This is a genomic window from Roseibium sp. (assembly GCF_965229775.1).
In the GTDB taxonomy this organism is placed as follows: domain Bacteria; phylum Pseudomonadota; class Alphaproteobacteria; order Rhizobiales; family Stappiaceae; genus Roseibium.
Genome location: NZ_OZ245929.1, coordinates 3,771,589 through 3,796,899, shown reverse-complemented (window position 1 = coordinate 3,796,899; position 25,311 = coordinate 3,771,589). Strand labels below are relative to the sequence as shown.

Sequence of the window (25,311 nt, the reverse complement as noted above, 5' to 3'; positions counted from 1 at the left end):
TGAGACGCGATTTCTTGTAAAGTCCGGCGGCTGAAACCCACTCTCCTCAAAGCTTCCTTCCCGCCGGATATCCCATGCAAAAACCCGAAATTCTCATGACCAAACCCATGCTTCCCGTGGTCGAGGAGCAGCTGGACACCGCCTTTACCGTGCACCGGCTGCATGCGGCGGACGACCCGGATGCGATGCTGGCGGAAATCGGTCCGAAGATCCGGGGCGTGGCGCTTTCCTGGGCGGAGGTCAACGACGCGTTTCTGGCGAAATTTCCGAACCTGGAGATCGTCTCCAGTTTCGGCGTCGGCTATGACCACGTGGATACGGATGCCTGCCTGCGTGCCAAGGTGATGGTCACGCACACGCCGGACGTGCTGACGGATGAAGTGGCGGACACCGCCATCGGCCTGATGATCATGACGGTGCGCGAGCTCGGACAGGCCGAAACCTGGCTCAGGGACGGCAACTGGACGAAAAAGGGCGGCTACCCGCTCAGCCAGGCAACGCTTCAGGGGCGCACACTCGGGATTTTCGGCCTCGGGCGCATCGGCAAGGCGATCGCCAAACGCGCCGAGAGCTTCGGGCTCAAGATCGCCTATTACGGCCGCTCGCAGCAGGCTGGGGTCGACTATCCCTATCACGCAAGCCTGGTCGCTCTGGCGGAGGCCTGCGACACGCTGATGGTGGTCGCGCCGGGTGGCGCCGAAACCCAGCATGCGGTCAATGCGGACGTCTTGAAGGCGCTCGGCCCGAACGGCATCGTCCTCAATATCGGCCGGGGGTCGGTGATCGATGAAGACGCCCTTGCCGACGCGCTGGAAAGCGGCACGATCTACGGTGCCGGGCTGGATGTATTCGAACAGGAACCGTGCACGCCGGAACGGCTGATGAAGCTGCCGCGCGTCACGCTGCTGCCCCATGTCGGCTCGGCGTCACAGGCGACCCGCAACGCCATGGGCCAGCTCGTGGTCGACAATCTGAAAAGCTGGTTCGCAGACGGCAAACCGCTGACGGCGGTTCCGGAAATGAAATAGCGGCCACGCGCCGGAGACCGCGCCCCGGCGCATGGTTTTCCCTCATCTTCAGTCGACGCTCTCAGCCAGCGCCGCGCCAATCTCGGCAATTGCCTTGTTGCGCGTCTGGAACGCGGCGGTTGTCTGGGTGATGTAGATCGCGACAACAACCGGATCACGGCCCTCCGGCCAGATGACGGCAATGTTGTTGCGCGATCCATTGGCCCCTGCCCCCGTCTTGTCGGCGATGCGCCAGCTTTCCGGGATGCCGGCGCGCAGGGTCGCGTTGCCAACCTTGTTGCCTTCCAGCCAGGATGTGAGCGTCGCCCTCGCCTGAGGGTCCAGGGCATCGCCCAGAACCAGTTTGCGGAGCGTTTCGGCGGCTGCCCACGGCGTGGTCGTGTCCCTTTCGTCGCCCGGAATGCCTGTGTTCGAGTCCGGTTCCCAGCGGTCGATCCGGGTCTTGTCATCGCCGATCCGCCGCAGGTAGGCCGTCACACCGTCTGGGCCGCCGAGTTCGGCCATCACAAGGTTCGCGGCCGCATTGTCGCTGATCGTGACCGTGACCTCGCAGAGTTCCGCGATCGAGAACCCATTGCCGCCGACATGCTTTTCCATCACGGGCGAATAGGACACGATATCGCTCTCCTGTATCACCACTTCGCGCTTCGGATCCGCGGTTCCCTTTTCCGCGGCATCCAGCAGCGCGGCACACAGGAACGCCTTGAAGGTGCTGTTGAGCGGAAAGCGCTCGTCGCCCCTGTTCGACCAGATCTTACCCGTTTGCGTGTCGATGATCGCGACCCCTACCCTTGCGGACAGACGCGCTTCAACGTCCTCAACCGCTCTTGCGACGGGGGCCGGGTCAAAACCGGCCGCTTCGGCGGGGATACCCGACAGGAGTGGCAACAAAACACCCAGGAGGGCAAACCTGCGATTGCTCAAAATCATCATCGTCTCCAGACAGTATGAAATCTCACCCGCTGCGTCCTGCCCCCCTGGCGAACCGCATCAGGCGCGACGGAGATTGCTCTTGCCCTTCTCATAATACAAATGATGATTGATAACGTCAGGCATGAGAAAAACTTGGTCATGATTCATGGATTTTTCGAGAATACCGCTCAACGCGCTCCGGGCGTTTGAAGCCTCGGCGCGGCTGCAGAGTTTCACCCGTGCAGGGCTCGAGCTTCGCGTGTCGCAGACCGCCGTGAGCCACCAGGCGAAACTGCTTGAGGAAACGCTGCGGGTGTCGCTCTTCAAGCGGGGCGCGCGCGGCGTCACGCTGACCGATGAAGGCCAGGCACTGCTGCCGGTCCTGTCCGATGCCTTCCGGCGCATGAGTGATGCGCTGAGCCGGTTCGAGGACGGAAACTTCCGCGATGTCCTGACCGTCGGGGTCGTCAACAGCTTTGCCACGGGTTGGCTCCTGTCCCGGCTTGACGCTTTTTCGAACCAGCATCCTGAGATCGACATCCGGCTGAAGACGAACAACAATCGCGCCGACCTGCTTGAGGACGGACTGGACTGTTTCCTTCGTTTCGGCGACGGCGCCTGGCATGGAACGGAAGCCGTCAACCTGTTCGAGGCCAAACTCTGTCCGGTCTGCTCACCCGCGACTGCCGACCGCCTGAACGAACCGGCTGATCTCTTGCACGAAAACCTGCTGCGATCCTACAGACAGAACGAATGGGCGCTCTGGTTCCAGGCAGCGGCCCTGCCACCGCCCAGAAGCCGCGGCTGGATGTTCGATTCGTCGCTCTCCATCGTCGAGGCGGCCGCACAAGGTGCCGGAGTAGGCCTCGTTCCGGTTCGCCTGTTCGAACGCGACCTTGAGACCGGACGGATCGTCAAACCCTTCGAGGCCTGCATCGTGACAGGCAGTTACTGGCTGACCTGGCTGAAATCGCGCGCGGAAACCAGCGCCATGCGTGCCTTTCGCGACTGGCTCACGGTAACGGCGACGGCGCAGCCGTGAACGGGCTCAGTGTTTCCGGCCAACAATCATCTCGCGTTTGCCGGCAAAACCCGGTTTCTTTTCGATTCCGAACCCGGCTGCCTGAAGGTTGCGGCGAACCCAGCCTGCGGCGGTATAGGTCGCGAGGGTTCCACCCGGCGCAGTCAGGTCCGCGGCTTTCGCCAGGAGGTCCGGGTCCCACAGCTCCGGGTTCTTCGCAGGGCTGAACCCGTCGAGATACCAGGCCTCAACCGGCGGAATGACAGGGCTACCGTCCCTTTCGGGTGCACCTTCAACGACGAGATCCGTTATCAATTCCCGCGCATCGCCGACGCCGAGCAACAGCTCCGCACCGGCAATTGTCACCCGGTTCCAACCCGGGGCCGGTGCCCACGCGCGAAGCAGTTCGTTACTCGTTGCGGAAAGCGCCGGAAAGGCGGCGAGCGCGCGTTCCAGCTGATCAGCCGACAGCGGGTAAAGTTCGAACGACAGGAACACGAGCTTTGGCGCTGTTTCCAAGGCGGCCACCATTTCAAGTGTCGTCAGGAAGTTCAGTCCGGTTCCGAAGCCGAGTTCAGCAATGGTGAAACGCTCTCTGCCGGGCAAGCGTTCCGGCAGCCGGTTGCCGCCGATGAACACATGCCGGGTTTCCTCAAGCCCACCGGCCTTGGAGAAATAGGTGTCGCCGAAACCGGGTGCGCGCGGCACGTCGCCGTCCAGCCATTCCAGCTCGGGTGCCCCGTTCGGCTTCATGTCCGTCTTGCTGTTTCCCGCACCAGTCTCTTGAGGCATGCGCTAAACTCTTTGCCAAATCCGATCTGTTCTCATAAGAGAGCCGTCCATCGCTTTCAATCCCGGGACCTTGCCTGACCATGCCATCCCCGTCCGACGCGCCTTTCGACATAGCGGTTGCCGGTGCCGGAATTTTCGGGCTTTCGGTCGCGCACCGCGCGATCGGGAAGGGTCTGCGCACGCTGGTTCTGGAGGCCTCACATGTCGGCGCCGGATCCAGTGGCGGGCTGCTCGGCGCGCTGATGCCGCATATGCCGGCACGCTGGAATCCCAAGAAGGAATTCCAGTTCCAGGCCCTGCGCTCGCTGGAGAACCACATCCGGCAGCTCGAGGAAGAGACCGGCCTGAGCTGCGGCTATGCGCGCTGCGGCCGCATCCTGCCGCTGACAACGAAAGACAAGCTGGATCACCACCTGGAACGCGCCGAGGAAAGCAAGCTGCGCTGGCATCCGGAGGCGACCGGGTTCACCTATGACGTCGAACCGGCCGGCAGCCGATCGGACTGGCTGGACGCATCAGCGGCCCCTTTCGGCCTCGTTTACGAGACGCTCGCGGCACGCACGTCGCCGCGCGACTATCTTGCCACGCTTGCGGCATACGTTCGCCGTCACGGACGCCTTGCCGAAAACGCAAAAGTCACAGGTTACGACGAGACATCCGGGACGCTTCACCTTTCCAGTGGTGAAACGGCAAAGGCGAAAATAGTCGTTCTTGCGGGCGGATTTTCCACTTTCGACCTGATCGAACAGCTTACGGGTGAACGAATCGGTCGTGGGGAAAAGGGTCAGGCCCTGCTGATGGACGGCAAAGGTCTGGAAGACAAGCCGGCCATCTACTGCGACGGGCTCTACGTTGTGCCGCACGGAAACGGCACCATTGCCGTCGGCAGCACCGCTGACCGGGACTATGCCGACGCGGCGCCATCACCGGTGCGCAGCGCCGAACTTGTCGAACGCGCGACCCGTTTCTGTCCTGCGCTTGAGGACCGCGAAGTTCTGTCGGAATGGGCCGGTATCAGACCGCGTTGTCACAAGCGGGACCCCCTCGTGGGCCGTCTGCCGGGCCATCGCTCGATCTTTGCAGCCACAGGCGGCTACAAGATTTCCTTCGGGATCGCGCACCTGGTGGCGGAGTGCCTTGTGTCGGAGATCTTGCACGAGCGCGCGCTACATGAATTGCCGCAAACCTTTGCGCCACAACATCATTTTGGCGAAAACCGCCTGGATGCCGACGGGTTTTAGCTTGGTATGCAGGCGTGTACTCCACCGTCCCGGAAGGGCTGATGTATGCGCGCCTGAATATCGGATTTCAAGGTTGGACGGTTCGGGAAACGATCAGCGGCTCACAAGAGCGTCGCGAGCGTGTAGATGCCGTAGAGGCTCAGGGAGATCGACCCCCAGAACAGGAGGTTCTTTGCGAGCAGGAACGGAACGGTTGCCACACCGTCGTGATCCTTCAAAACGGCAGCCTTTTCACGCCCGCCCAATTTGGGGTTGTGAACTTCTCCGGCGGCTGTCATCGCTCTGGCCATGTTGGCGTTCCTCGACATATTGCGCCTTCAAGACGCTTTCACGTATTTCTCCGTCACATTATCAATAAGCATTATGGAGCAAGTGTTTAACTCTCGTTTAAATTCAGTATGAACGCTTTGTTAATTTCGAACAGGTGAATTTTAATTTAATTCACAAGTAGTTTTCGTGCCTGTTGATTGTTCTCAGGCCTTAATAATGTCAATTTTTACGATCTCGTTACTAACTAGGGATGTCCGGAACCAATGAGCCTCACCAGCGTACGTCAACACCTTGCGATTGCAGCGCCGGAGTTGACGATCATCGAAACGGATCAAAGCAGCGCAACCGTGGACCTGGCAGCGGAGGCGCATGGCGTGGCCCCCGGCCAGATCGCAAAAACGCTGTCTTTTCAATTGAAGGACAAGATCTTTCTCGTCGTGGCCCGCGGAGACGCCCGCCTGGACAACAAGAAGGCCAAGGCGGCCTTCGGCGGAAAAATAAAAATGCTCGGGCTTGAAGACGTGGAAAAGCTGACCGGACATCCCGTCGGGGGCGTCTGCCCCTTTGGACTTGCCCAGCCTCTACAGGTCTACTGCGATGTGTCCCTAAAGGCGTTCGACATCGTCATCCCGGCTGCCGGGGCGACAAACGCCGCCGTCAGGATCAGTCCGGAACGCCTCGCGGACATCACCGACGCGCACTGGGTGGACGTGTGCCAGCCGCCGCCGGAGGCCGGTTGAGGATCAGACCTGGTAGTATTCCCTGTACCAGGCGACGAATTTCGCAATTCCCTCGCGCACCGACGTTTTCGGAGTGTAGCCGGTCAGTCTTTGCAGCAGGTCGGCATTCGCCCAGGTGGCAACGACATCGCCGGGCTGCATCGGCATGAGGTTGCGGTCGGCCGTTTTGCCGGTCGCTTCCTCGATCGCGTCGATGAACTCCGTCAGCTGCACGCTTGTCGAGTTGCCGATGTTGACGATGCGCCAGGGCGCGACCGGCGACAGGCTGTCTCCCTCGGCGACCGCCTCGCCTTCAGCGGGGCGAACGGGAACCGCGTCCATGAGCAGGCGAATGCCTTCGACAAGGTCCTCGACATAGGTGAAGTCCCGCTTCATGTCACCGTAATTGTAGACGTCGATGGGCCGTTCCTCGAGGATAGCCTTGGCGAATTTGTGATGCGCCATGTCGGGCCGTGCCCAGGGCCCGTAGACAGTGAAGAAACGGAACATGGTGATCGGAAGATCGTAAAGATGGGCATAGGAGTGCGCCATCGATTCCGTCGCCTTCTTGGTCGCGGCATAAAAGGACACCTGATGATCGGCCTTATCGGTTTCCGTATAAGGCATCACGTCGTTGGCACCATAGGCAGACGAAGTCGAAGCCAGGAGCATGTGTTCGGGCGGAAACGCTCTGGCTGCCTCAAGCAGCTCAAACGTGCCGCAGATGTTGCTTTCCAGGTAGGATCGCGGGTTTTCAATCGAATATCGCACCCCTGCCTGCGCCGCCAGATGGATGACGAAATCAGGCGTTTCCGTACGAAACAGCGACATGAGCAGGTCCGGCGTCTCGACCCGTTCGTTCACGGGTTCGAAGTGCTCGTGCTGAAGCAGCATCTGCTGCCTGCGTTCCTTCAGCCGGACATCGTAGTAGTCGGTCATGGCATCGAGACCGATGACCCGGAAACCGTCTCTCAACAGACGCGTGCACAAGAAGTATCCGATAAATCCGGCCGCACCGGTTACCAAAACGGTTTTCATCTGCGCGTGTCACCCTTGAGCCGAGAGGGAAAGTTGTCGCCTGGGTCTTATAGCGCTTCGGCTGCACGGGCAACGGCAAAGTCCGCTCCCGGCCACAGCCTGCCCAACAAGTTCAAGCCTCCAGAAAAAACGCGGCCCCACCTGGTGAGGCCGCGTCCTTAAGATAATGTCCCGGTTTCTCGTTACGAGGATATCAGGTGCCGAGGTAACCGTTCTGCCGGAGATAACCGATGATCTCCTCGGCCACGTCCTCGGGGTCCCGGTCGACATTGCGGATGTGGATTTCCGGATGCTCCGGCGCCTCATACGGGCTGTCGATCCCGGTAAAGTTCTTGATTTCGCCCCTGTCCGCCTTCTCATAAAGGCCCTTCGGATCGCGCTGACGGCAGACCTCGATCGGGGTGTCGACAAACACTTCCACGAATTCTCCTTCTCCCAACAGGTCGCGCGCCATCCGGCGCTCGGAGATGAAGGGAGAGATGAAGGAAACGAGCGTGATCAGGCCAGCGTCGGTAAACAGTTTCGCAACCTCACCCACGCGGCGGATGTTTTCCACGCGGTCCGCATCGGTGAAGCCGAGATCCTTGTTGAGCCCATGGCGCACATTGTCGCCGTCAAGCGTGTAGGTGTGCTTTCCGTCGATATGCAGCTTCTTTTCCACGATCGAGGCGATGGTGGATTTGCCCGATCCGGACAGGCCGGTGAACCAGAGAACGGCAGGCTTCTGGCCCAGTTTCTCCGAGCGGGCGGTCTTGTCCACGTCCAGTGCCTGCCAGTGAATGTTGCTGGCGCGGCGAAGCGCAAACCAGACCATTCCGGCACCGACGGTGGCGTTGGACATCCGATCGATCAGAATAAAGGACCCCGTCGACCGGTTGGCTTCGTAGGGATCAAAAGGGACGGCTGCGGAAAGCGCGAAGTTGCAGAACGCAATCTCGTTCAGCTCCAGCGTTTTGCCGGCGGCGTGCTCGAATGTGTTCACGTTGATCTTGTGCTTAATCTCCGAAACCGTTGCGGTCACGGTGCGCGTCCCGATCTTCAACAGGTAGGGGCGTCCCGGCAGCAGCGGCTCGTCGCTCATCCAGATAACATGTGCGGCAAACTGGTCTGCGACGTCCGGACGGTGGGCCGCGGAGGACAGAAGATCTCCGCGCGAGATGTCGATTTCATCCTCAAGCGTCAGCGTGACGGCCTCCCCCGCCCGCGCTTCCGATATCTCGCCAGCGGCACCGATGATGGTCTTGACCCGGGACGTCTTGGCCGGTCCGGCGACAACAAGCTCTTCCCCGATCGACACGCGGCCGCTGGCAATCGTTCCCGAATAACCGCGGAAATCGAGATTGGGCCGATTGACCCACTGCACCGGAAAACGGAAAGGCGCTTCGAGGGCATGTTCTCCGACTTCGACGCGTTCCAGGTGCTCCAGAAGAGTGGGACCCGTATACCAGGCCATGCGTTCGGTTCTGGCCGTCACGTTGTCGCCGAAGCGCGCGGACATCGGGATCGCTTCCAGGGTTTCGAAGTCGAACCCGTTTGCGAATACCTCGAACTCCTTACGGATTTCGTCGAAACGGTGCTGTGAATACTCGACGAGGTCGATCTTGTTGACAGCGAGCACCACGTGGCGAATTCCGAGCAGCGACGCGATGAAGGCGTGGCGGCGGGTCTGCACCAGCAACCCGTTGCGGGCATCCACCAGAAGTACGGCCAGATCGGCCGTGGAGGCGCCGGTCGCCATGTTGCGCGTATATTGTTCGTGCCCGGGCGTGTCGGCCACGATGAACTTGCGCTTGTCGGTCGCAAAGAAACGGTAGGCGACATCGATCGTGATGCCCTGCTCGCGCTCGGCCTCCAGGCCGTCGACCAGGAGGGCAAGATCGATATCCTCGCCGACGGTGCCATGTTTCTTGGAATCGCGCTCCAGCGCTGCGAGCTGGTCTTCGAAGATCAGCTTGGTGTCGTATAACAGGCGTCCGATCAGCGTCGACTTGCCGTCATCGACCGAACCGCATGTGAGAAACCGGAGCTGATCCTTGGATTCCTGCGCTAGGATATAGTCCGTGACCGCTGCTTCTGCAGCTTCTGTGACATTTGCAGTCATCTTAGAAGTACCCTTCCCGCTTTTTCTTTTCCATGGACGCGCTTTCATCCTTGTCGATCAGGCGGCCCTGCCGTTCGGACGTGCGAGCGATCAGCATTTCCCGAACGATTGCCGGAAGCGTGTCGGCGTCCGATTCGATTGCGCCGGTCAGCGGGTAGCAGCCGAGGGTCCGGAACCGGACGCTTTTTTCCTGGATGATTTCGCCCGGTTGCAGCTTCATGCGGTCGTCATCGACCATGATGAGCATGCCGTCTCTTTCGACCACCGGACGGCGCGCTGCCAGGTAGAGAGGGACCATGGGAATGTTTTCCGTCAGGATGTACTGCCAGATGTCCAGCTCGGTCCAGTTGGACAGCGGGAATGCCCGGATACTCTCCCCTTTCGCGACACGCGCGTTGTAGAGGTTCCAGAGTTCGGGACGCTGATTTTTCGGGTCCCAACCGTGGTTGGAATTCCGGAACGAAAACACGCGCTCCTTGGCGCGGGATTTTTCCTCGTCGCGGCGCGCACCACCGAATGCCGCGTCAAACCCGTATTTGTCGAGCGCCTGCTTCAGAGCTTCGGTCTTCATGATATGGGTGTGGACCGAAGAGCCATGATCGAACGGATTGATGTTTTTCTGAACACCTTCCGGATTGGTATAGACAAGCAGGTCCAGGCCAAGCCGTTTCGCGGTTTCGTCGCGAAACCGTATCATGTCCTGGAACTTCCAGGTCGTATCCACGTGAAGCAGCGGAAACGGTGGCTTCGAGGGATAAAATGCCTTCATCGCAAGATGCAGCATGACGCCCGAATCCTTGCCGATGGAATAGAGCATCACCGGGTTCGAAAACTCCGCTGCCACTTCCCTGATGATGTGGATGCTCTCCGCTTCAAGGCGTTTCAGATTGCTGAGACGCTCCGGTGTGATCCCGTGAGACTGCATGTTCATGTTCGCTTTTCCGTTCTGACCGGCGAACCGGCTTTATCTGGATATGCCCTGTCTTTTTTGTGGCAAGGTATTTTCAGGCTGCCGTCGGTTCCGGCAGCAGTTCTTTCGAGGTAACGGCAATGAAGTGCGGATTGAGCAGATCGTCCTTGGTGGCATTCGCAGGAACCGTGTAAACGAAATCGCTGCCATCCGCCGCCAGCACCACTGCGCCGCCCGCAGCGCGCACGACCGCGTCACCCGCCGCGATATCCCACTGCATCGTCGGAGCAAGCCGCGGGTAGAGATCCGCCTTGCCCGCCGCCACCCAGCACAGTTTCAGCGACGACCCGACAGAAAGCCGTTCTGCAACGTTCAGACGATCGATCAAGGCCGAGGTCTCTTCCGAAAGATGTGAGCGGCTTGCGAGTACGCTCAGTCCGCCCGCCGGCGGTGTCCGGACCCTGACCGGTTCAACATCGACAAGGCTTCTTTCGGCAATTCTAGCCCTGAAGGCCCGACGTACACCGTTTTCAATAGATGTCAGGTCACCCCAGTAGATCTCGCCAAGCGCCGGTGCCGCGACGACGCCGAAAACAGGTACACCCTTGTCGATGAGTGCAATGTTGACCGTGAACTCCCCGTTCTTCTTCAGGAACTCCTTGGTGCCGTCAAGCGGGTCCACCAGAAAGTAGACGTCGCCGACCGCCGGCAGGTTTCCTGCTTCGACGGACTCCTCTGCCACCACCGGTACGTTCGGGAAGGCATCCCGGAGACCGGCCAGAATGATCCGTTCGGCCGCCGCATCGGCCTTGGTCACCGGCGACCCGTCCGCCTTGCTCTCCACCTCGAACGGTTCGGCATAAATTTTCAGGATTTCCTCGCCGGCCCGCACGGCCAGCTGGCACAATAAGGATATCTGCTCTTCTGTCATCAACGCCTCGAATACGCCGAAACCTGGCGGTTCCGGTCGGGTTTACCGGTCTTACCGGCAGGTAGATAAAGGAAACACGTGCACCAGTTCAAGCAATGGAATTCCACGGATTCACCTGTTAGGGGAATGCGTCAAACCTGCCATTCGTGACTAGAGGGTGTTTGTTGCGTGCGCGAGATCTACTTTCCAATCAGCCCTGAAACCTGCCTGTAACGTCCCTTCCATCAGGCCCCCTCAAATTCGTTGTTGTCGGACCTGAATATATCGCACTGCAAAACACTCTGCGTGAGCACTCTAATTTCGACTTGCTCATTCCGCAACAAATCTCTTCAGAAAACTGAGGCCCGGCGCGCCAATTCGACCGGAAATTATGTTGAATTTAAATACAATTTTATATTTTTACGTTAATTTTGATTTCTTTCCAGAATTTCTACATCCAAAAGCTGCAACAACTCACTATGTGAACTTGAAAAAATTCAATTCGAGCCGTTTTTCCTTATTTATTCATTCAAATTCACTTCTTGGAAACAGCTTTAAACTAGGCTTAAAATTCAAAATCGGCTGAACTTTTTTGCGAGCCTATGCGAGATGACCATGTCGACTGTCGACCCTGCACCGCAGCAAGACGCGGACAACAAAGACAACGAGGATTTCACGCCGCGCGCGCGCCGGGCGCGCGTTTACAAGAAAGGCAAGATGGTCTTTCAGAACGGCCTCAGATCCATTCCCTGCGTGGTCCGGAACATTTCGGACGGGGGCGCCATGCTCGAGTTCGATCAACCCTACATACTGCCCAAGGATTTCGAACTCTACATCGATCTTGAAGACTATGAAGTCACGTGCGAGCGCAGATGGGAAACGGGTTTGAAATGCGGCGTGATGTTCACGAGCGAACGACGCCACGTGCCGCAAAAGCGCTACCAGACCCTCAACCCGTCGGATGCTGCCCTGTCGAACGGTTTTGACGCGTTTCACGCGCATCAGGAAGATTCCGACCCCGAGGCAGAGGGCGAAGACGCGGTGGACGCACCCGGTGATGCAGAAACCCTGCCGCACGGCGGCAAGCCGTCCTTCGGTCGTCGGCGCTGACGCCTCTTTCCTGTTTCAGGGCCGGATTCACGGAATGACAAGGACTTCCTGATAGAAACGGCATGTTTGTGGGTGTCCCGCACACCCCAAAAAACACGAGAAGCGAAACAGACATGCCCGACACCGAAAACGCAGCACAGTCGCCCTCCGACGAACTTGAAACCGAGCAGAACGAGCGCGCCCGCCGGTCACGTGCCCTCAAGAAGGGAAAACTGATCTTCAATCGCGGCTTGCGGTCAATCCCCTGCATTGTCCGCAACCTGTCCGACAGCGGTGCAAAGCTGGAATTCGAGCAGGCTTACCTGCTGCCCCAGGAATTCGTGCTTCAGATCGACCTGGAAGACTTCGAAGTCACCTGCCAGAGACGCTGGGAAGATGGGCTTCGTTGCGGCGTCGAGTTCATATCCGGAAAACGCGCTGTCGGTCAGATGCGCTCGCAGACGCTGAAGTCGTCGGACGACGCATTGACGGAAGAAATCGACGAACTCAGGGACTCGCCGGACAATTTCTTTTCGCGCAAACGGGTTCTTGACCGGAAGCGCCCGGATGAGTCGGAGGACGCTGCGGCAAACAACCGCCCGGCGGCAAGCAGCGTAAAGGGCTTCGGACGGCGCCGCTGACATCGCGCGCGCCGTTGCTTTCACCCGGTTCGACCTTCAACTGAAATCGTGAGGAGACTGGCTGGGGTGGCTGGATTCGAACCAGCGCATGGCGGTACCAAAAACCGCTGCCTTACCGCTTGGCTACACCCCAAGGCCGTGGGAACGCTGTATAGCGAGGAGATTTCCGAAGCGCAAGCCTCCCACCCGCCTATCTTTTCGATCCCATCCCGGGTTTTCCCCAAGCTCCTGAAGACAAATCTGTACACAATGGCAGAAGGGTCAATCCGGTTTGCAGCTCTGCAAATCACAGCCCCGCTTTCCGTCTCTCATCCATCCTGGTCCAAGGCTTGTTGCGCGCGACAAAAAAAGCGTCCGATCCTTTTCAAATCGCTTGCGGGATCAGCTGAGCTTTGCTAAACGACCCTCCACGCAGCGGGACCTTGTCGCGCTGTTCCCGACGGGTTTATCCTGAAACCCGGTAAAAGTGTCGGAGTGTAGCGCAGCCTGGTAGCGCACCTCGTTCGGGACGAGGGGGTCGGAGGTTCGAATCCTCTCACTCCGACCATTTTTCTCCCTTTTACAACATTGATTTTAAAGATATTTTCGCATTCTCGCGAGAACTGCCGAATTTCCCGGATTTTTGGGCCAATGATTGGGCCAACGTTTCGGCTGGTTTCCTTGGGCCTTGATTTTCCACGTTTTCCGAATGTTGGCAGACAGCAGCTACACCGCTTGGATAAAAAAGCGGCGTTTCAAAATCTCAAGTCCAAGCAGCGCGCCAAGCGGCATTATTGAAATCAGATAGTCAGAAGACAGCGTCGTTTACAGCCAAACCAGAAGTCAAACGCCCATTCCGTCGACATCCGCTTTGCGTCCTCATTTCGGTCGTTCGCCACATTGAAGGCTGCACCCCAAAGCGGACGTCCATTTGAGGCGCAGCAATTTCACAGGTGGGCGGCAAGCGGACGTTTGTTGCGGTCGGAACGAATGACCGCTCAGGGCCGTTGCTTGACATGGTCATTTCGGGGTCTGAGCTGCCGTATCGGGTTGGGTCTCTGACAGCGACGATATTGATCAGGCTGAAGCACTCCGGCGTCAAAGCAAGGATAATTGGTGAAGGTTCTTGGTTCGCTCTGGCGATGCGCCTGATCAACAGCGCTTCCAGCTTGAAGGGCGCGCAAGGGCGGGGGTGAAGACAACCGGTACGTTGACAATGTCACAGAAATGCTGCCTTGAGTGGCCGCGGGTGAAATAGTAGCAATGGACCCCAGCGAGCAGCTTAGAATTGGGATCTCCATGCCAACAAGCGCTATTGTAAGCGAAGTCGACTTCGACGCGAACGGGAAGCAGCAAGGTTACCTCAGGGTGCCCCATTCCGTGCATCGGTCCGCATACGGCTGGATCCCGGTTCCGGTCACCATAATCCAGAACAACGTGGGGCCAACGCTTGTCATCACAGCAGGGGTTCATGGTGATGAGTATGAAGGACAAATTGCCGTGTCAACGTTGGCCCGGTCTCTCAATGCAGAAGACATACACGGAAGACTGATTCTGTTGCCGATGCTGAATTTCCCGGCTGCCGAGGCGGGCATGCGGACATCTCCCATTGACCATGGCAACCTCAACCGACTTTTCCCTGGCAGTCCTGCCGGTACCCCGAGCGAAATGCTCGCGCACTGGTATGAGGACGTCCTGCTGCCGATGGCGGATTACGCCGTCGATCTGCATTCCGGGGGCACATCACTCGAGTATCCGGCGACGCTCTTGCGAGGACCCGCGCATTCGCCGGAAGAAGACGCTGGCCTGACAGTGTTGCAAGACGCCTTTGATCTTCCGTACACTTGGCAATTCACGGGCGGTGGCGGCACGGGCAGCACAGCGCGGACGGCGATGGGGGCGGCGAACCGCAACGGGGTGATAAATGTGATGGCCGAGCTGGGCGGCGGCGCCCGCGTCACGCCAGACATCCTGAGCCGAACCAGCCGTGGCTTGCAGCGCATTCTGGGCGCACTGGGCATGATTACAGATTACGTCCCTGACCCTGCGCTCGGCAGCCGCGTTCTGAATGTAAAAGGATCGGTGTACTGCTATGAACCCGGCGTGTTTGAGCCCGTCAAAGAGATTGCTGAAGACGTCGCCGAGGGGGAGACCCTCGCGCTAATTCATCATCCTGAAACACCGGGACGCGCAGCAGATGTGGTGGTTTCCCCCTACACCGGCATGATTCTGGCGCGGCGGGCAATGGCGCATGCCGTCAGGGGCGATGCGCTGTTCCAGATCGCCTCGGACGCCGCGTGACTGCTCCGCCCAAGTCTTGCACGGTAGCTGAGTGGATCTGAGAATGACCGAATGGAACTTTGACGAGGTTGTCGACCGGGCCGACGTGCCGACACTCAAATGGCACAACCGGGTCCTGGGATCAAATGCGTCCACGCTTTTCGCCGCCGGTGTCGCAGACATGGATTTCCGGGTTGCACCCTGCATCACCGAAGCGATGAACAGACGCCTGGCGCATGGCGTGTTCGGATATGAGGCCGTTCCTGACGGACTTCTTCCCGCACTCATTGACTGGCTCGATCGGCGACATAACTGGCGCGTTGATCCGGTACATATCTTGCGGTCACCCAATGTTTTGAACGCTCTGGCGATGGTTCTCAACACGTTCACGGATGAAGGTGCGGGTGTCATCATCCAACCGCCTGTTTTTTTTGACTTCCAGGACATCATTCGCGAAAATGGCCGACGTGTCGTGCTCAACCCTTTGCGATTGCAAGAGAACGGCTACAAGATGGACTTCGATGGGCTGGAGGCGGTTGCCAGACATCCAAGCACGCAGATGATGTTCCTGTGCAATCCTCACAATCCGGTCGGCAGGGTCTGGACGCGCGCCGAACTTGAGCAATTGGGGCAAATTTGCCGCCGCCACGGCGTGCTGGTGGTATCTGATGAGCTTCACGGTGACCTGACATTTGCGGGTCATAGCTATGTCCCCTTCGCCTCTCTTGGCGAGGAAAATTCACGTAACTCAGTTGTTTGTTTGTCGCCAGCCAAGAGCTTCAACATCGCGTCTTGTTGCACGGCCTTCACACTCGTGACGGACAATCACAAACGCGCAGCTTTGCAGGCGGAGAACAGCCGCCTGACCGTGAACAAGAACAACGCCTTTTCCTCTGTTGCGATGGAAGCCGCATATCGCGGGGGTGGTCCGTGGCTTGATGCTGCAATCGCCTATCTGACCGGAAACTGCGACCTGTTGCGCGCGCGTATTTCAGGTCTCGAGCTTGTCAATCTTGTCGAACCGGAAGGCACCTTTCTTGCGTGGCTGGATTTTCGAAGGATGGAACTGGACACCGACCAGCTTACCGCGTTCTTGCGGGAAGAAGCCGGGTGGGCGATCACCAGAGGGAGTGCTTTTGGGGAGGAAGGCGCGGGTTTCGCTCGATTGAACTTTGCCTGCCCAAGATCGCGACTTGCTTCTGCGCTGGAGCGGCTTGAAGCCGCGGTCATCTCCCGCTCGTGAGAGTTGCTCATCGGAAGAGACCGTGAATCGCAGGGTCTAAGCCCCGAATGACCCACTGATTTATCTTCAGTGACGCCGTTTGGTCCTTAGTGAATTCCGGCATACTTATGAGCACTTTAGATTCCGGCCCAATATGGCCGTCTAACTCGACGTCCGTGAATGTCCGCTTCTCTGGTTTCATAACCGGAAGTCGCCCTTCAGCTGTCGGCCCCTTTCAGTCATTCCTTAATGTCTGCATGCCTTGCGAATGCTACTTGTTTCCAACAACCCTCTGACAATCCTCCTCACCGACCCCGGAAATTATTTCCAGCACCTCCCTGCCCTCAAGCTTGTGTCGCTGCATGAGGGCATCGACCAGCGCTTCATGCGCGGATTTGTGCTCTTCCAGGATCGCGCACGCGTCTTCATAGGCTTTGTCTAGTGTCACTTCGACGCGTTGGCGCAAGATTCGATCGGCAAGCAGGAGTTCCGGGATCTGCCTTGATCCGCTCGGGAACAGGTGAACCAGACTGTCACCCAGGCCAAGGCTTGCTTCCATTTCCGTTGCAATCTGGGTAGCGTTAGCCAGGTCGGTTCCCGTGCTTCCGCCACCTCCGTCAGCAATCTCGCCGAGTACCAACTCTTCCGCGGCCAGTCCCGCCAGATGCACCATCAGTTGCGCTTCGTAATCGCGGCGCGTTCGCCCCCTAAATTCCGACTTTGCGACTTCCAGAAAACCAACCTCTGCGACCTGCCCCTGCGGATTGAGGCCCAGTTTGATCCTCAGCTGAACGATTTCGCCGTCACCGACCTTGGCCTGGACAATCGCATGTCCCGCCTCATGAACGGCAATGCGCCTCAGGTCTTCCTGACTGAAGGCAATCCGTTTTGGAAGCCTCGCGACGAGGTCATCACGTTGCAGGTTTCGCCTTTCCTTTCGTGCAACCCGGCGGGCGTCGCGCACGAGTTTTTCAATGTCCGCACCCGAGTGGTCTCAGGATGATTTGGCTGAGAAGGCCGAATGTGCTCGTCGGACCATAGCGGCATTCGAGCAGGAAAAATCCGTTCCCTTTGACCGGACACTGCGTGATATCCAAAGGACGCTCGAAGATGCCGGGATCACTTTCTTGATGGATGGTGCAAGGGGAGTTGGATTGCAGGAAACGCAGGAAAATTCTGATTTGAGCTGAAACACTTTGCCAGCAATGTCATGCAAGGCGATTCAAATTCGCCACAAGTTGGAAAAACGTAACTCAAGTTACGCTCTTTCGATTCAGAACCTGAGATTCCCGATTCAAAACCAAGTGCGAGCGTTCCATTGGGGAACGCCGTTCTCAATAAACTCGATTCAATTCTTGGAACGAACGTTACGGATGGTAACGGCGTGGCCAGACAGACTGCCCTGCCCAATCCGGAAATTATTTCCGCAAGATGTCGCACCTTCACAAATTTACAGGATGGGCGGAGAGCGAGAATTCGCTGCGGTCAGAACAAATGATCGGAATGGGTGGTTCTTGACTAGGTTGCTTTCTGTTCAAAGGGCGTGTTCGCATTATTTTGCATTCCTATCTGCCGCCTGTCTTAGCGACCGATCTGTGACCTCAAGTGTTCACTCCACTCATTTGATGTTTCGAACATCCAGGGTGGTTTGACACCGGATCCGAGTTTTTGTCGTTGCAGCAAATCACCCGCTGGAAGGCTACCGTCGACGATACCAAGCTCTTGAAACAAACCTACCGATGCGCCGGGCACCCAGCGGCGCAGGTCGTACCAGGGCACGGCTTTCTGAATGGTTGGGCTGAGATTCAGCAGCGTTGTGAAACAGCTTTCGGTGATGGTGGAATAGAATTGCGGCGTGGCGTGCAGCGAGGCCGAGAACTCCAGGAGCCGGCGCAAATAGGCTGCGATCTCACGAGGTGGCTGAGTGATCTCGAGGATATGAAGATCGTTCGGCGGAACATGTGCAAGGCGTTTCCAAAACAGGTCCCGTTCGGTGCCCAAGACGGCATAGAGCTCGTCATGCCTGAAAAACCCGGCAAGCATGTCGAAGCGGTCCCAGCTGGTGCGGCGCGCTTCAAAGGATACCGCGAGGTGATCCCCGTTTGCGAAGTCGAAGCTGGACATGACATGCACTGTTGCAAGGGAATTACCAAACGGTTGCAAGATGAACTGTGCGCCAGTCACGGTGGTCGGATCGAACTTCTTAGTGGTCCACCGAGGCTGTGCCGGGGCGCCGATCGGATGAATCGCATCGCGGAAATTCGTGACTGTCACCATGTCGCCGTCAAAGTCCACGTTGGCAACTTTTTCATGAAGCGGAACAAAGGTCTGCGGGACCGGCGATTTGCTGAAATAGGCCCAGAAGAAAACAGCTAAACAACCGATCGCTACGAACCGTCGAAAGGTCTGAAAACGCCCGGGCAGGAAACAAAGCCCCACAATGCCGGGAACCCAAAGGAGTGCGAGGCCATTCCGAACCATGTCTGGCCAGCCCAACCAATAGTAGCTGGCAGCTGCGGCAAATGCGGCTGTAAGGACGATACTCACGCCTGCGGCAAAGTATACGATCTTGCGGACCATCTGCCCCCCATCAAATGCCTCAAACCCTGCTCGAGCAAAAGTCCCGTATCATTCTGTGTTTCCCCGTTTGGACACGAAGAAGCTTTTGGTATCAGTGAAGGCTACCGCCAGCTCGCGCAGAGACAGTTCCGACTGTTCCAATGCAAAGTCGACAATCTGTTGCCGGATCTCATCGGGGATCCGGTTCCAGACAGACTGAGGTTGCAGCTTGCGATCCTCGAGCGCGTCGAAACCGCCCGCCAGAAAGCGATCATACCAGCGATTGAAGGTCGAACGGGGAATGCCGAGGGTCTCCAGCGTTCGCTTCGCCGGGAGATGGGATTGCTCGACAAGGCGGATGATCTCCAGTTTTTCGGATACGGGATACCTCATTCCTCGTCTCCTCCAGCCCCGAGCATGCTTTTTTTGAGTAGGCGCAGTGCCAATGCCTGCTCAGCCACCACCTCCTTCAAATCCCTGGACTCCTGGCGCAGGGTCTTGACTTCATCGCTGGTGGCGGAGCGGGTCGTATCTCCGGCCGGACGTTTCTTCCCCACTTCAACGAACTCCTTGGACCAGTTGTAGTAGAGGCTTTCGGCTATGCCTTCCCGGCGGCACAGGGCAGCAATGCTCTCTTCACCCCGTAGGCCTTCCAGAACAATGCGTATTTTTCTTCTGCTGAAAAACGCTGCCGGCTCACACGGCGAATGTCCTTGTTAACTTTCTCTAACGGTTCTTTTCCCGGCCCGGATTTACGTCTCATCTTCGCTCCTTGATCAGCTACGATGAGCCATGAGTCCTCCCCTATGCAAACACTTCAATTTGTCCCACCGGTGCTGAAGTCGGACATAGGACAGCAACCAAGCTGAAAACGCGATGGCCCGGTCGGCCATCACGCCTTAATCTGCATCGTGATCAGAGCGCTGACTTGATCTTCTTGAAGGCCTTCGACAGTTCGTCGCCGAGCATGGACGTGGCTTCACCGATATTTTCAGCAGAATCCCCGAGTTTGGCCTTGGCTTCGAAGTCGTCCCACTTGCCTTCAAGCTCGTTCCACTCGTCTTGAAGTTCTTTGCTGCCCAAATGGATTTTGAGTTTGACCTCGTCCCGGGTTTGCTTGAGCTCGTTAATCAGCGCATTGATATCAGCCATGAATTGCCTCCTATTGGATTAAAGCGGCAGCCTTTGCTGCCATGTTGTATTTGAAGTTTGTTTCGAACTGGCCAATTCCGCGACTTGAGCAATCGAGAAACTTGCCACCTATCGCCGGGCCGGAACCAGGAAAAAACACGCTAGCCTATTAGGCCGAAGGTGTCGGTTGAGAGGTTTTATTTTTCAATGGTATCACTCCGGATCATCAGGATGTTCGGGTTGCTATCTAATTGCGCAAACGTAGGTGAAACACAGGCCAGGGCCAGAGCCCCGACGGTGCATTTTACCAGTTCTTTGGCAAACGGCTTCATATCAAGATGTATGGCTCGTCGTTTCTCCTGTTAAACAATGAAAACAATGGATTGGCTTTTACTCAAAGCCTGCCCCCTGCCGGCTTGATGACAGCCCGGAAATTGCGCGACGTCAATCGAAAAAGGTGGAAGGGACTTGATCTCCAACGCGCAGTAAAACTCCGCTGGTTTCTGCCGTTTGTTTATGAATTTCCGCAGGATTTCCCTTCAACATTCCTCATCTTTTTGCAGGTTTGGGATAGCGAATTTTAGCGGCGCGACATCGCAATTGAACATGATCAGTATCGGGTGGATTATTGCTGGGTAAACTGACGCTTGAAATCGAGAAGCACCGGATTGGCTGGATTGGCGAGCAGGGCCTTTTGCAAGGTGAATTGAGCGGCTGCAAAGTCCTGAAGGGCCATGTGAATTCGGATTTGCATGATCCAGCCATCGACCAATTGTGCATCCAGGTTTGTGGCTTCCTGAAACGCGCGGATTGCGGCCTGCGGATTCCTTAGGGCTAAGGCCGTACCGCCAATGATTGTATGTGTTTCCGGAAAGTCCAGTTTCGCGATCAAGGCAGTTTGCCACTCCTTGTTCGCAGCCTGAGCGGCACGCTTGGTCTCTTCACTCACACCAACCGGTGGTGCGCCGATGAGTTGCCGGGCGGCGGCTATTCTCACCGATCGCAAAGGATCTTTCAATGCATCTGCGACCGCCGCAAACCGTTCTTGGGGCGGAAGCTGTGATTGCAAGGATAAGGCGGCTTCACGAACAACCGGGCTTTCATCTAACAGCAAGGATTGTAGCTCTTTGAGGATCTCGGGCGTTGCACGGGTTCGAAGCAAGTCAATTGCCGATGCCCGGACAATTGCGGGAAATTTTGCGTGCTTAGCGATCCCGATTAGATCTTCAGAATTCCCAGCGCGGTCATTCCTGGCAGCAGAGAAGGCCTCCGCAAAATGAGGCCCGCGGCTAGCACTTTGCGGAAACCTTGTTTCAAGAACGCCAGCAGCCCAGGCTGCGGTTTTGTCTGCATGGCAATCGGTGCAGGCATTGGGCGTTCCCAAAGAGACCGACATGTCAGGACGCGGGATGCGGAACGAGTGATCACGGCGGCCATCGATACCCATGTAGATGCGCTCGATCATGTGACACGATTGGCATTGCGCGCCTTGTGAGCCGGGCTCGTGAAAATGGTGAGCAGGATCATCATAGGCCTTGGTGGTCAGGGTCGGGAACCTGTCACTGCCTGCTTCAGAGTGGCATTGGGTACAAACCGCATTTCCGGTTGCCTTCAGGCTTGCCGAATGCGGCTCATGGCAGTCTGAACAGCGGACACCCTTGTCATACATCTTTGACTGAAGGAAGGATCCGTAGACATAGACCTCATCCAGGATCTGGCCATCGGCGTGATAAAGCCCGTCTCGCAGCAGCGCCAGCCGGTAGCTGTCATGGTAAGGCGTTCCCGGTAGAGGGTTACCATCCAAAAATGGTTCGCGCCGTGAGTGGCAGCCTGCGCACTGCTGGATTTCCCTTTCTGCAACCTCCTCTGAAAAGGAGATCAGAAGTCCAAAGTCATTGGTGCCGGGAAAAGGAGAGGCAGCATAAGTCTGTGGAGCTTCCGACCACTTCAGGTGCTCTTCAGCCGGTCCGTGGCAGGCTTCACAGCCAACACCGATTTCCGCCTGCGTGCTTTGGTAGCGGCGCTCCTTGGCAAGATAGTTTTTCTCAAAACCGGTCGCATGGCATTCCGCACAACGCGCGTTCCAGTTTTTGTAAGGCCCGCTCCAGTGAAACGCGTCATCAGGAGGAAGTTTTTGATCCGGGTAAAGGTGATACCAGCGCTTCTTCACCTGGTCCCAGGCGATGTCCAGGGATTGCTGTCGCCCGGGTTCGATCTCAACCAGATACTGTTGCAGGGGGGCAATGCCGCCAACCCCTGTTATCTCCAAAACCTTCGGGCCTTCCTGCACGTCCGAAGTTTCTATGAAGTACCGGTCGTTTTCCTCGAAAAATCGGGTTTCCCGTCCCAAATGTTCAAAGACGGCATTGTTGAAATCACCCGACACTGTGTCGGGCGATGGCTCCATCCAAGCTTTCGCATGATGGCTCTTCGCCCAGGCGGAATATGCGCCCTCGTGGCAGGACTGGCAGGTCTCGGATCCGACATATCCCGGACTCGCATCCGCCTTTGCGATTGATAACGTTATCGCAAGACTGATTGCCCAAAGAGCGACTGGGAGCCAGAGTTTTTTCATATGCCTCGGAACCGCATTGGATCGTGTCACTTCCGCTTGATGCTGTCGATGATGACCATCAAAATGTTGATAATGCCGAACAAGAGAATGGCGCTGAAAGTCCATGCGCCAAAGGTTCTCGTGTCCATCCCGATTGGGATATTGAAAAGAAAGACACCCATGCCCGCGAGCGCCAACAACATGATGAGCGTTATGAAAACGTCTTTGAGTTTCATTTGGGACGTCCGCTGAATTTAATGACCCTGTCTATCTTGTCTAAGGGCGTCAAGTTCCCTCCGTAACTCCTGGATTTCCTCCGAAACTGCATCGTTTGTTTTATCGCCAGGCACCGTTTCATCTGTTTCTGTTGCAGGATCATCGGCGAGACCATCGCTGCGCAAAAACTCTTCCAATACGGCCCAAATTGTCAGAAACAATCCGGCAATTACCGGTCCGAGTATGAGGCCGACCGCCCCGAAGGCCGCAAGGCCTCCAAATGTGCTGATCAAGACGAGCAGATCCGGCATTTTGGTGTCCCGGCCGACCAACACCGGCCGCAAGAAGTTGTCGACTGTCGTGACAACAAGTACGGTCCAGACAGTCAGGCCCACAGCCGCTACAAAATCTCCGTTTATTGCGAGATAAATAACACCGGGAAAGATGACCAGACCCGGTCCGATACCCGGGATGATCGATAAGACGGCCATAACGCAACCCCAGAAGGCAGCTCCGTTTAGCCCGGCCATCCAGAATCCGAACCCGCCGAGGAATCCCTGTGCAACTCCGATCAGAAAGGTCCCTTTTATCGTGGCTCTGCTGATTGATACGACACGGTCGGACAGCTGTTGCTGCACAGTATTTGGCAAAGCGGAATGCGATAAAAACTGCCGGAAGACGTTGGGGTTTTGGGGCAGGAAGAACACCATCGCATATACCATGATGAACATGTTCAGAAAAAAGCTAACCGTTCCCTTGGTGGCCTGGGAAAGGACCGAAACAAAGAAATCAGCAATCTGTCCGGCTGCTTCTGTAATCTTGGTGGCGACCAAAGCCCCAATCTCTGCAAAATCCACCTTGAACGGGATCCATGCAGGGAGTGAGTTCTGAAGGATCTCTAGATCTACAGTTTTGGTCCAGTCTGTCAGATTGGAGGCGACACTGGCAGCCTGATGTGCGCTTAAGACGATAATTATGATCAGCGGGATGAGGACACCGACACCAAGACTTAGAAGTGTCAGGGCAACCGCGAGATTTTTGCGCTCACCAACAAGAGTGTTGATCCGCTGAAATAGTGGAGCTGCGAGTATGCTGATGACTGCGGCCATGAAAAGCGCGATCAAATAGTCCCAGATCAACCCTAAAAACGCGGCCGCAATGGCGAATGCGGCGAGCCCGATCAGAGACATCTGAAAGCGTCGTTTTGTAACCTGGGAGCCGGTCTCGCCATGCGAAGTGGTCGTCATTGTATCACCCTGTTTGAATTAAGTGGCGAGTTTACAGCAAGTTATCGGAATCATTCCGCCTTTTGACCTCAACTAACTCAAGGCGGCTTCAAATGCAGGATCTTTTACGCTACGGTTTCTTGAATATCTGCAAAGGACTTCTCCCATGGTGACATCCCGGGACTTAAAAGCGGAAATCTCGCAACTCGCGTCCGAAGCCGAGCCGAAGACCGCCAAATCAACGCGGGCGAGAAAGCGGAAGACTATAGAAAAACAAACCGCACAAGAGGCTGCCCCGCAAGAGGATGTCACCACTGAGGAGACCCCGGATTTTCCAGAAGACCTCAATGTTCTGGCAGAGAAGTTGTCAGAATTCGCCGATGATGCTGAGCAAGAAATTAAAGACCATCCGGTCACCATGGTTCTGGGTGCGTTCGCGCTCGGCATCATTGTTGGTGCCGTGTTGCGGCGGTAGGAGAGATTGATGGAAAGTATCGTGCGCACACTGCGGATTATCTGGCGGGCTGAACTTCTTATAATCGAGGCTAAGTTGAATGTTGCGACCAAGCGGATCGGGGCAACGGCATTTGCCGGGCTGATTTTCGTATTCGGTCTCGCCATGCTCAATGTCGCGGGTTTCTTTGCCCTGGAAGATGTCTGGGGCCCGATATACGCAGCATTAGGTGTCGCAATTGCTGATTTCCTGGTGGCCATTTTGTTGCTCCTTTGGGCCTCTCGCCTGACAACCGGACCTGAGCTGGAGTTGGCGCGTGATGTTCGCGATGCAGGCTTACAGGAACTTGAAGCCAAAGCTGAAGACATCCAGGACGAAGTTGAAGCGGTTCGCGATGAATTGCTGGCGCTCAAGAACAGTCTTGTTTCATTTGGCCGGAACCCGCTTGATAACACGCTGAACTCGCTTCTCACGCCGATCCTGACCTTGCTGATTAAGTCCCTGACCAAAAGCAAAGGCTAGCGCAGCAGTTTCAAGACACGGTCTGCTGTTTTCTTGCAACTTCCACTGATCTGGTTCGAGCGGCTATAAAGACACGCAAGATTCCGTTGATTACCACTCACGCCAGGGCAGAGTTTTCTAGCATCATTGCCACAGGCTTTTACCAGGTCGCCCTCATATTGTGAGCCACTGAGTTTTTGGACGCCCGCTGGAATTACAGCCTTGGTTGTGCGGCTGTTTGAAACCTTTTCAACTTCTGCCGCGCAAGGCGCTGACAGTTTGTTCGGATGTGCATAAAGGCAAGCAGCGATCCGCCCGCGGCCTTTTCGAACGCCATTGCATTGAGCCGAAATCTCGGATTTGCAGGCGGCCATCATATCAGCATATGCCGGTGCTCCGCCATGAACAAACAACGACCACGCGCCGCCCACGGCCGCCACCACAACTGTCTTCCAGATCCGCATCACAACATCCAATCCTAAGTCTGAGATTTTATAAAACTGGGCGGATGCGGTCG

25 protein-coding genes, 2 tRNA genes and 1 pseudogene are annotated in these 25,311 nt (G+C 56.9%); 12 read left to right on the top strand and 16 right to left on the bottom strand.

Translation table 11 applies throughout. The features are described from left to right. Positions 1 to 74: 74 nt before the first annotated feature. A complete protein-coding gene (locus ACO07N_RS17200; RefSeq protein WP_421982194.1) occupies positions 75 to 1,028 on the top strand; it encodes a 2-hydroxyacid dehydrogenase in 954 nt (317 codons plus the stop codon). Positions 1,029 to 1,076: 48 nt separating this feature from the next. Here ACO07N_RS17200 and bla read toward each other — a convergent pair whose 3' ends face one another. Further along, positions 1,077 to 1,958 (bottom strand): class A beta-lactamase, encoded by an 882-nt coding sequence (gene bla, locus ACO07N_RS17195; protein ID WP_421982193.1) that lies wholly within the window; start codon positions 1,956 to 1,958, stop codon positions 1,077 to 1,079. 148 nt (positions 1,959 to 2,106) lie between these two features. On the opposite strand from bla, the gene ACO07N_RS17190 reads away from it, so the two are divergent. Beyond that, a complete protein-coding gene (locus tag ACO07N_RS17190) occupies positions 2,107 to 2,982 on the top strand; it encodes a LysR substrate-binding domain-containing protein (protein ID WP_421982192.1) in 876 nt (291 codons plus the stop codon). Between the two features lie 6 nt (positions 2,983 to 2,988). Here ACO07N_RS17190 and mnmD read toward each other — a convergent pair whose 3' ends face one another. Then, positions 2,989 to 3,753 (bottom strand): tRNA (5-methylaminomethyl-2-thiouridine)(34)-methyltransferase MnmD, encoded by a 765-nt coding sequence (gene mnmD, locus ACO07N_RS17185; RefSeq protein WP_421982191.1) that lies wholly within the window; start codon positions 3,751 to 3,753, stop codon positions 2,989 to 2,991. Between the two features lie 80 nt (positions 3,754 to 3,833). Between mnmD and ACO07N_RS17180 the strand changes: the two genes are divergently transcribed. After that, positions 3,834 to 4,994 (top strand): NAD(P)/FAD-dependent oxidoreductase, encoded by a 1,161-nt coding sequence (locus tag ACO07N_RS17180; RefSeq protein ID WP_421982190.1) that lies wholly within the window; start codon positions 3,834 to 3,836, stop codon positions 4,992 to 4,994. 101 nt (positions 4,995 to 5,095) lie between these two features. Here ACO07N_RS17180 and ACO07N_RS17175 read toward each other — a convergent pair whose 3' ends face one another. Then, positions 5,096 to 5,284, bottom strand: coding sequence for a hypothetical protein (locus tag ACO07N_RS17175; protein ID WP_421982189.1), 189 nt, complete (start codon positions 5,282 to 5,284; stop codon positions 5,096 to 5,098). Positions 5,285 to 5,527: 243 nt separating this feature from the next. Here ACO07N_RS17175 and ACO07N_RS17170 point away from each other — a divergent pair, with 243 nt between their 5' ends. Continuing rightward, positions 5,528 to 6,004 carry a YbaK/EbsC family protein gene (locus tag ACO07N_RS17170; protein ID WP_421982188.1) on the top strand — a complete coding sequence of 159 codons (477 nt, stop codon included), beginning with the start codon at positions 5,528 to 5,530 and terminating at the stop codon, positions 6,002 to 6,004. Positions 6,005 to 6,007: 3 nt separating this feature from the next. Here ACO07N_RS17170 and ACO07N_RS17165 read toward each other — a convergent pair whose 3' ends face one another. From ACO07N_RS17165 to cysQ, 4 genes are all read right to left on the bottom strand, one after another. Then, positions 6,008 to 7,021, bottom strand: a complete 1,014-nt coding sequence (locus ACO07N_RS17165; RefSeq protein WP_421982187.1) for a GDP-mannose 4,6-dehydratase — start codon at positions 7,019 to 7,021, stop codon at positions 6,008 to 6,010. 193 nt (positions 7,022 to 7,214) lie between these two features. After that, entirely contained in the window at positions 7,215 to 9,122 is a 1,908-nt protein-coding gene (cysN, locus tag ACO07N_RS17160; protein WP_421982186.1) for a sulfate adenylyltransferase subunit CysN, read from the bottom strand. A gap of 1 nt (position 9,123) precedes the next feature. Continuing rightward, on the bottom strand, positions 9,124 to 10,053 hold the full coding sequence (cysD, locus tag ACO07N_RS17155) for a sulfate adenylyltransferase subunit CysD (protein WP_421982185.1): 930 nt from the start codon (positions 10,051 to 10,053) through the stop codon (positions 9,124 to 9,126). A 73-nt stretch (positions 10,054 to 10,126) separates the two neighbouring features. Next, entirely contained in the window at positions 10,127 to 10,963 is an 837-nt protein-coding gene (cysQ, locus tag ACO07N_RS17150) for a 3'(2'),5'-bisphosphate nucleotidase CysQ (RefSeq protein ID WP_421982184.1), read from the bottom strand. A gap of 594 nt (positions 10,964 to 11,557) precedes the next feature. Here cysQ and ACO07N_RS17145 point away from each other — a divergent pair. Then, the gene (locus ACO07N_RS17145; protein ID WP_421982183.1) at positions 11,558 to 12,052 is read left to right on the top strand and encodes a PilZ domain-containing protein; all 495 of its coding nucleotides are present in this window, start codon (positions 11,558 to 11,560) and stop codon (positions 12,050 to 12,052) included. 113 nt (positions 12,053 to 12,165) lie between these two features. Beyond that, a complete protein-coding gene (locus ACO07N_RS17140) occupies positions 12,166 to 12,672 on the top strand; it encodes a PilZ domain-containing protein (protein WP_421982182.1) in 507 nt (168 codons plus the stop codon). A 58-nt stretch (positions 12,673 to 12,730) separates the two neighbouring features. Here the strand turns inward: ACO07N_RS17140 and ACO07N_RS17135 are convergent. Then, positions 12,731 to 12,805 (bottom strand) — tRNA-Gln (locus tag ACO07N_RS17135). A gap of 337 nt (positions 12,806 to 13,142) precedes the next feature. Here ACO07N_RS17135 and ACO07N_RS17130 point away from each other — a divergent pair. From ACO07N_RS17130 to ACO07N_RS17120, 3 genes are all read left to right on the top strand, one after another. Next, positions 13,143 to 13,219, top strand: a tRNA-Pro gene (locus ACO07N_RS17130). A 695-nt stretch (positions 13,220 to 13,914) separates the two neighbouring features. Continuing rightward, the gene (locus tag ACO07N_RS17125; RefSeq protein WP_421982181.1) at positions 13,915 to 14,952 is read left to right on the top strand and encodes a succinylglutamate desuccinylase/aspartoacylase family protein; all 1,038 of its coding nucleotides are present in this window, start codon (positions 13,915 to 13,917) and stop codon (positions 14,950 to 14,952) included. Positions 14,953 to 14,995: 43 nt separating this feature from the next. Beyond that, positions 14,996 to 16,174, top strand: coding sequence for a MalY/PatB family protein (locus tag ACO07N_RS17120; protein WP_421982180.1), 1,179 nt, complete (start codon positions 14,996 to 14,998; stop codon positions 16,172 to 16,174). 250 nt (positions 16,175 to 16,424) lie between these two features. Here the strand turns inward: ACO07N_RS17120 and ACO07N_RS17115 are convergent, their stop codons facing one another. Beyond that, positions 16,425 to 17,117 (bottom strand): hypothetical protein, encoded by a 693-nt coding sequence (locus tag ACO07N_RS17115; protein WP_421982179.1) that lies wholly within the window; start codon positions 17,115 to 17,117, stop codon positions 16,425 to 16,427. 10 nt (positions 17,118 to 17,127) lie between these two features. Here ACO07N_RS17115 and ACO07N_RS17110 point away from each other — a divergent pair, with 10 nt between their 5' ends. Further along, complete coding sequence (locus tag ACO07N_RS17110; RefSeq protein ID WP_421982178.1) at positions 17,128 to 17,343, top strand: helix-turn-helix domain-containing protein; 216 nt, start codon at positions 17,128 to 17,130, stop codon at positions 17,341 to 17,343. A 391-nt stretch (positions 17,344 to 17,734) separates the two neighbouring features. On the opposite strand, the gene ACO07N_RS17105 is transcribed toward ACO07N_RS17110, so the two are convergent. The 6 genes and pseudogenes from ACO07N_RS17105 to ACO07N_RS17080 form a co-directional block, all read right to left on the bottom strand. After that, positions 17,735 to 18,733, bottom strand: coding sequence for a DUF4105 domain-containing protein (locus ACO07N_RS17105; protein ID WP_421982177.1), 999 nt, complete (start codon positions 18,731 to 18,733; stop codon positions 17,735 to 17,737). A 66-nt stretch (positions 18,734 to 18,799) separates the two neighbouring features. Further along, positions 18,800 to 19,475: pseudogene (locus ACO07N_RS17100) on the bottom strand (transposase); the annotation flags it as partial. 152 nt (positions 19,476 to 19,627) lie between these two features. Continuing rightward, positions 19,628 to 19,864 carry a hypothetical protein gene (locus ACO07N_RS17095; protein ID WP_421982176.1) on the bottom strand — a complete coding sequence of 79 codons (237 nt, stop codon included), beginning with the start codon at positions 19,862 to 19,864 and terminating at the stop codon, positions 19,628 to 19,630. 604 nt (positions 19,865 to 20,468) lie between these two features. Further along, on the bottom strand, positions 20,469 to 22,418 hold the full coding sequence (locus tag ACO07N_RS17090) for a multiheme c-type cytochrome (RefSeq protein WP_421982175.1): 1,950 nt from the start codon (positions 22,416 to 22,418) through the stop codon (positions 20,469 to 20,471). Between the two features lie 26 nt (positions 22,419 to 22,444). Then, positions 22,445 to 22,633: a hypothetical protein gene (locus tag ACO07N_RS17085; protein WP_421982174.1), complete on the bottom strand. Its 189-nt coding sequence runs from the start codon at positions 22,631 to 22,633 to the stop codon at positions 22,445 to 22,447. A gap of 18 nt (positions 22,634 to 22,651) precedes the next feature. After that, a complete protein-coding gene (locus ACO07N_RS17080) occupies positions 22,652 to 23,860 on the bottom strand; it encodes an AI-2E family transporter (protein WP_421982173.1) in 1,209 nt (402 codons plus the stop codon). Between the two features lie 145 nt (positions 23,861 to 24,005). On the opposite strand from ACO07N_RS17080, the gene ACO07N_RS17075 reads away from it, so the two are divergent. Beyond that, positions 24,006 to 24,314, top strand: coding sequence for a hypothetical protein (locus ACO07N_RS17075; protein WP_421982172.1), 309 nt, complete (start codon positions 24,006 to 24,008; stop codon positions 24,312 to 24,314). Between the two features lie 9 nt (positions 24,315 to 24,323). Next, positions 24,324 to 24,815 carry a phage holin family protein gene (locus ACO07N_RS17070; RefSeq protein WP_421982171.1) on the top strand — a complete coding sequence of 164 codons (492 nt, stop codon included), beginning with the start codon at positions 24,324 to 24,326 and terminating at the stop codon, positions 24,813 to 24,815. Here the strand turns inward: ACO07N_RS17070 and ACO07N_RS17065 are convergent. Further along, positions 24,812 to 25,258, bottom strand: a complete 447-nt coding sequence (locus ACO07N_RS17065) for a hypothetical protein (RefSeq protein ID WP_421982170.1) — start codon at positions 25,256 to 25,258, stop codon at positions 24,812 to 24,814. The genes ACO07N_RS17070 and ACO07N_RS17065 overlap by 4 nt on opposite strands. Between the last annotated feature and the right edge of the window lie 53 nt (positions 25,259 to 25,311).